The following is a 6,533-nucleotide window of genomic DNA, read 5'->3' as shown; positions in this document are numbered from 1 at the left end:
CTCAACCGCGCCCGGCGCCAGATCCGCACCACACCTGAGGAGGGTGAGAATGGACGAGCTGACACTGCTCCGCAGCCTGCGTGACGACGTCGCGGAACCCAGCGCCGAGCGACTCGCACCGGCATTCGCGAAGCTCGAGAACGCGATGCACGAGGCCGCCCCGAAGAGGACCACCCGCGCGCCGCGTCGCCGGCATCCGATCCGGTGGGCCGCCGCCGGACTCTCGGTCGCGGCCGCCGCGGCCGCGGTCATCGTCGTGGGCGGGGTCCTCGCCCCGCCGCATCCGGAAACGGCGAGCGCGGCGGCGATCGTGTTGCGTGAGACGGCCAAGGAAGCCCTCGCCGATCCGGATCCCGTCGCGGGGCCGGGGCAGTACCTGAAGCTCGAGGCGCGCTACCTCGTCGGGGAGGGCGAAGGAACCGGGACGACGGAACAGGAGCGCATCCGGATGACCGATCTGTACGTCCCGGCGAACCTCGACGACGAATGGGTGCAGATCTTCCACGGCGGCGGTCTGGGCACGACCGTGCGTCGCGGCCCTGCAGGCGCATACCCGAACTTCACCGGCCCCTCTCAGGCCGAGCAGCTGAGGGAGATCCTGGCCATCCCCACGGGGTCCGGGGCCGAGACCCTCGCCTTCTTCGACGCCCAGTACCAGGGCGGATCCACCTCGCGTGAGGAGGACGACTGGAAGCGGATCACCGATGTCCTCGATGCCTACCCTCTTCCGGCTCTGCTGCGGGCGCGACTCTTCGAGGCCCTGGCCCTCATCCCCGGCACCACCTCGACGCCCGGCGTGGCGAACCTCGACGGCCGGATCGGCGTCGCGATCGGTAGATCCGAGCCGAATCGAGGCGACAGCCGCCGCGAGATCATCATCGACCCCGACACGGGTCAGCTGATCGGCATGCGCGAGATGCCCCAGGGGGAATCGGGGCCGCAGCGGGTGAGCACGATCTCCACGACGGTCGTCGACGCGGTGCCGTGATGAGCGCGGTCACCCCCGCCTCGCTCGCGCTGCCGCCGACGGTCAGCGTCCCCGTGCCTCTCGACCTCGCGCCGCCGCCCTCGCCGCCGTCACCTCGCCGGTGACCTCCCCCAGGATCCGGTGCACTCCGAGTGCACCGGATCCTGCCGAACGCACGGGAACTTCGCGCCACCAACCCGTGCATTCGGCGCGAGCGCGAGCCCGAGCCGAACCACGGAACGGCCGCGCGCGTCAGCCCGTCAGCGTGCGGCGAGCGCGGCCTGGTACAGGTCCCGGGAGCCGAGGCCCGTGGCGGCGGCGACCTCGGCGCAGGCGTCCTTGAGGCGCATGCCCGAGGCGACGAGCGCCTGCACCTGGGTCAGGGCGTCCTCCGGGGAGACGGCGCGGGGCTCGGCCCCCGAGACGACCACCACGATCTCGCCCTTGACGCCCTGCTCCGCCCAGGCGGCGAGCTCGGCGGCGCCGCCTCGGCGCACCTCCTCGTAGAGCTTGGTGAGCTCGCGGCACACCGCCACCCGTCGAGAAGCGCCGAACGCCGTCGCCATATCGCCCAGGGCCGCGGCGAGGCGCGACGGGGACTCGAAGAAGACCATCGTGCGGGGCTCGGTGGCAAGCGCTCTCAGCGCCGAGCGCCGCTCCCCCGGTTTGCGCGGCAGGAAGCCCTCGAATGTGAAGCGATCGGTGGGCAGTCCAGACACGGCGAGCGCCGTGACGACCGCGCTCGGGCCGGGGATGACGGTCACGGTGACGCCGCGCTCCGCTGCCGCCGCGACCAGGCCGTACCCGGGATCGCTCACGGTGGGCATCCCGGCGTCGCTGAGCACCACGAGGTCTTCGGTCTCGGCCGACTCGGCCAGCTCCGCGGCCTTGGCCTTCTCGTTGTGGTCGTGCAGCGCGATGAGCCGGGGCCGGTTCGTGATGCCGAGGCCCTGCAGCAGCCGCTGGGTGGTGCGCGTGTCCTCCGCGGCGATGATGGTGGCGTTCTCCAGCACCTCGATGAGGCGGCGGGATGCGTCGCCCAGGTTTCCGATCGGAGTGGCCGCGAGGATGATCACCCGCCCCAGCATAGGCTGAGCGGGTGACCGCGCCTCTGCTGCCCGGCCTCGACGCTCGCATCGACGGCCGCCCCACCGCCTGGGAGCGACTGCGGGACGCCTGGCTGGGGGATCCGGCCCGGGTCCGGCTCGTGTCCTGGCTCGCGCCGACCCTCATCACCCTCCTCGCCGCGGTGCTGCGCATCGTGGGGCTGGGGCATCCGCACACGATCGTGTTCGACGAGACGTACTACGTCAAGGACGCCTGGTCCCTGTGGGTGCAGGGGTACGAGGGATCCTGGCGCACCGGCGCCAACGAGATGTTCGCGAAGGGCGACACGAGCGCGCTCGAGGACACCGCGGCGTTCGTGGTGCACCCGCCGCTCGGCAAGTGGCTGATCGCGCTCGGCGTCGCAGCGTTCGGCCCCGGATCCAGCTTCGGCTGGCGCATCTCGACGGCGATCCTCGGCACGCTCACGGTGCTCGTCGTGTACCTGCTCGCCAAGGCCCTCACCCGCTCCGTCACGGTCGCCAGCATCGCGGGCCTGCTCATGGCCGTCGACGGACTCGGCATCGTCCTGAGCCGGATCGGACTGCTGGACGGGATCCTCACCTTCTTCATCGTCCTCGGGATCCTGTTCCTCGTGTACGACCGGCGGCAGACGATGCCGGCGCTCGAGGACCGCGCCTCGCACGAGCGCGGCGATGACCCGACGCTCTGGGGCCGCGTGTTCTGGCGCCGGCCGTGGGTGCTCGCGGCGGGCGTCGCCCTGGGCGCGGCGACCTCGGTGAAGTGGTCCGGCGCGTACGTGCTCGCCGCCGCGGGGATCTACCTCGTCGTGACCGACGCGCTCGCCCGCCGCCGCGCGGGCGTCGCCCTGTGGCCCACCGACGCCGTGATCCGGCAGGGTCTCGCGAGCTTCGCGCTGCTCGTGCCGGTCGCCGCGGCCGTCTACGTCGCGTCGTGGAGCGGCTGGTTCCTCACCACGGGCGGCTACGACCGCAACATCACGGACAACGCGCTCACCTCGTGGTTCAAGTACCACTCCGACATCCTGGCGTTCCACGTCGGGCTGACGTCCGCGCACCCCTACGCGAGCCCGGCGTGGCAGTGGCCGCTGCTGATCCGTCCCACCGCGTTCTGGGTGGGCGGCCAGAACGCGCCCTGCTTCGGCACGGATCACTGCATCGGCACGATCACCTCGATCCCGAACCCGCTGATCTGGTACCTGGGCGTCGCCGCCGCGGTCTACCTGCTCGTGCGGTTCGTGCGCGGCCTGGTGCTGCGCTCCCCCATGCCGTGGAGCTACGCGATCCCCCTCGTGGGACTCGCCGCGACGTACCTGCCCTGGCTGGCCTTCCCCGAGCGCACGATCTTCCAGTTCTACACGGTGGTGATGGCGCCGTTCCTGATCCTCGCGCTCGCGCTCGCCCTGCGGGACATCGCCGGAAAGCGGACCGATGCCAGGCACCGACGGCAGTCAGGGCAGCGCACGGTCATGGTGATCCTGGTGCTGATCGTGCTGCTGAGCGCGTTCTTCTACCCGCTCTGGATCGGCCTTCCCGTGCCCTGGTGGTTCTGGCAGGCGCACAACTGGATGATCACCTGGATCTGACATGCGCATCCTCGACACCATCGACGAATCCCTGATCGCGCAGCTGCGCGGGCAGGGCGAGTTCTTCTGGCTCGACCTGGTCGCGCCGTCCGCGGAGGAGATCCAGCGGCTCGGCACCCTGCTCGGCTGGCATCCGCTCTCGATCGAGGACACCCAGCGCATGGGGCAGCGCCCCAAGCTCGACGTCTACGGCGAGGGGGCGCTCCTCGTGCTGCAGGCCGCCGTGGAGCGGCATCCCGAGGACGAGAACGACCATCCGCTGGAGGAGGTGCACTGTCACCTCAGCGGAGAGTTCATCGTCACGGTGCACTCGGACCGCTTCCAGGACCTGCGCCAGGTGCGTGCCCTGCTGCAGAACTCCACGGCGCCCAAGACCGAGCGCTACTACGTCTACAAGATCATCGACGTGATCGTGGACAGCTACTTCCCGATCCTCAGCGACCTCGACGAGGAGATCAACGGCCTCGAGGACGCGATCGTCGCCGGGGGCGGCCGCAAGGAGCTGCAGCAGACCTTCGGGCTCAAGCGCCTGCTGCTGAAGCTGCGCAGGGCCGTCGTCCCGATGCGCGACCTGTTCGCCCGGCAGGCCGAGGTCATCACGGATCTGGCGGGGCTCGAAGCCGACAGCCACGACTACTTCCGCGACATCTACGACCACCTGATCCGGATCACGGACGAGATCGACGGCTATCACGAGATGGTGTCGGGGTGCACCGACCTCTATCTGTCGACGGTCGCGAACCGTCAGGGCGAGACGTCCAAGCAGCTCGCGATCATCGCGTCGATCTTCCTGCCGCTGAGCTTCCTCACGGGCTTCTTCGGCATGAACTTCGACTGGGAGGTGCAGCACATCCTCGTGGGGCCGTGGGCGTTCCTCCTGCTGGGACTCGGCACGATGACGGCGTCCGCGGCCTTCATGTGGTGGTGGTTCCGCCACAAGGGCTGGACCGGGAACGACGAGTAGGCCGAGGCCGGCCGCGGACGGGGCTCGGCCGCGCCCGGCGCTCAGCCCCGGGCGGCGTGCTCCACGAGCGGCAGCACGCGCCCGCTGAGGTGCGTGCGCATCGCGATCGAGCTCGCGGTGCGGGCGACGCCCGGCACCAGGGCGATGCGGTCCAGCACCTCCTGCAGCTGCTCCGCGCTGTGCGCCACCAGGCGCAGCTGCATGTCGCTCGCGCCCGTGACCGTGTACATGTCCACGACCTCGGGGATCGCCGACGCCAGCGCCTCCGCCACCTCGTCATGGCCGACCTTCTGGTCGATCTCCACCTGGCAGAACGCAGTCAGCGCATATCCGAACCCTCGCGGGTCGATGCGCGGCACGATGCCCTCGATCACGCCGTTCTCGTGCAGCCGCGCGAGACGGCTGGTGACGGTGCCACGGGCCACGCCCAGCCGCCGTGCGCATTCCAGCACTGGCAGCTGCGGCGCGTCCGTGAGCAGCCGGATCAGGGCCGCGTCGAGGGCATCGATGCGCATCGTCAGTCCCGGAACACCTCGTCGGCGGAGTCCTTCAGCACTCCGGGACGGGCCAGGCCGCGGGTGAGGCGCGCCACGACGAGCAGCACGACGGTGAGGCCGATCGTGAGCAGGAGCTGCGTGCGTGCGCCGGCGTCGAACATGGTGAGCACGATCACGGCGGCCAGCAGCACGAGCGTGACGATCGAGAGCCACGGGAAGGCCCACATGCGCATCGGCAGCGGTGTGCCGTCGGCGTCGGCGCGCCGGCGCAGGATGAACTGCGCGAGCGCGGTGGCCGTCCACATGATCAGCAGGGTGGATCCGACCACGTTCAGCAGCGCGGGCAGCACCTGGTTCGGGAACATCCAGTTCAGGATCACCGTGACGAAGCCGAACGCGACCGAGCTCAGCACGGCGACGCGGGGCACACCGGCGGCGCTGGTGCGGGTGAGCGCGAGCGGGGCGAGACCGCGCTCGCCGAGCGAGAACGCCATGCGCGAGGCGCCGTAGATGTTGGCGTTCATGGCGGACAGCAGCGCGACGATGACGATGAGGTCCATCACGAGGCCGACGCCGGGGATCTTGAGCGTGTCCAGCACGGCGGAGAAGGGGCCGGCCAGCACGGACTCGGAGTTCCACGGCAGCACGGCGACGATCACGAAGATGGATCCGACGTAGAACACCAGGATCCGCACCATGACCTGACGCACGATCCGGCTGATGTTGCGCGAGGGGTCGTCCGACTCGGCCGCCGCGATCGCGACGACCTCGGTGCCGCCGAACGCGAAGACGACGATCAGCAGCGCTCCGGCGATGCCTGCGGTGCCGGTGGGCGCGAAGCCGCCGTGGTCGACGAGGTTCCCGATCCCGGTGGCGGGGGTGCCAGGGATCAGGCCGATGATCGCGAGCACGCCGACGACGAGGAACGCGATGATCGCGGCGACCTTGATCGCGGCGAACCAGAACTCGAACCGGCCGTAGTTGCGCACGCCGAGCAGGTTCACGACGGTGAGGGCGAGCACGAACAGCAGCACCCACGCCCATTCCGGGAGGCCGGGGAACCGGTGCGCGACGATGCCGGCGGCGCCGGTGGCCTCGGCCGCGATCACCACGACGAGCTGGATCCAGTACAGCCAGCCGACCGCGCTGCCGACGCTGCGGCCCATGGCCTTCTGCGCGTAGGAGCTGAACGCCCCGGACGACGGGTTGGCCGCGACCATCTCGGCGAGCATCGCCATCACGAGCACGACGATCGTGCCTGCGACCAGATAGGACACGATCACGGCGGGTCCTGCGATGCCGATCGCCTGGCCGGATCCGACGAAGAGGCCGGCGCCGATCGCGCCGCCGAGCCCCATCATGGAGATCTGCCGGCGGGTGAGCCCGGGATGCAGGCCCTTGGTGGTGGTCGTGGTCAGGGGGACTTCGGTGGTC

Annotated in this window: 6 protein-coding genes; 3 read left to right on the top strand and 3 right to left on the bottom strand. The window is 70.5% G+C overall.

The features are described 5' to 3' along the window. Positions 1-49: 49 nt before the first annotated feature. Positions 50-988, top strand: coding sequence for a CU044_5270 family protein (locus B7X32_RS16965; RefSeq protein ID WP_292722280.1), 939 nt, complete (start codon positions 50-52; stop codon positions 986-988). 239 nt (positions 989-1,227) lie between these two features. Here B7X32_RS16965 and rsmI read toward each other — a convergent pair whose 3' ends face one another. Further along, on the bottom strand, positions 1,228-2,043 hold the full coding sequence (rsmI, locus tag B7X32_RS16960) for a 16S rRNA (cytidine(1402)-2'-O)-methyltransferase (protein ID WP_292722277.1): 816 nt from the start codon (positions 2,041-2,043) through the stop codon (positions 1,228-1,230). Between the two features lie 23 nt (positions 2,044-2,066). Here rsmI and B7X32_RS16955 point away from each other — a divergent pair, with 23 nt between their 5' ends. Next, the gene (locus tag B7X32_RS16955; RefSeq protein ID WP_292722274.1) at positions 2,067-3,638 is read left to right on the top strand and encodes a phospholipid carrier-dependent glycosyltransferase; all 1,572 of its coding nucleotides are present in this window, start codon (positions 2,067-2,069) and stop codon (positions 3,636-3,638) included. A 1-nt stretch (position 3,639) separates the two neighbouring features. Then, positions 3,640-4,602 carry a magnesium transporter CorA family protein gene (locus tag B7X32_RS16950; RefSeq protein ID WP_292722271.1) on the top strand — a complete coding sequence of 321 codons (963 nt, stop codon included), beginning with the start codon at positions 3,640-3,642 and terminating at the stop codon, positions 4,600-4,602. 41 nt (positions 4,603-4,643) lie between these two features. Here the strand turns inward: B7X32_RS16950 and B7X32_RS16945 are convergent, their stop codons facing one another. Together B7X32_RS16945 and B7X32_RS16940 are read right to left on the bottom strand one after the other, a co-directional pair. Beyond that, positions 4,644-5,117: an Lrp/AsnC family transcriptional regulator gene (locus B7X32_RS16945; protein ID WP_292722269.1), complete on the bottom strand. Its 474-nt coding sequence runs from the start codon at positions 5,115-5,117 to the stop codon at positions 4,644-4,646. Positions 5,118-5,119: 2 nt separating this feature from the next. Beyond that, positions 5,120-6,533 (bottom strand): amino acid permease (locus tag B7X32_RS16940; protein WP_292722266.1); only part of this gene is annotated, 1,414 nt, incomplete at its 5' end.

This window comes from Microbacterium sp. 13-71-7, from assembly GCF_002257455.1.
In the GTDB taxonomy this organism is placed as follows: domain Bacteria; phylum Actinomycetota; class Actinomycetes; order Actinomycetales; family Microbacteriaceae; genus Microbacterium.
Note: the sequence above shows the minus strand (reverse complement) of the source record. Positions and strands in the feature narration are given on the sequence as shown.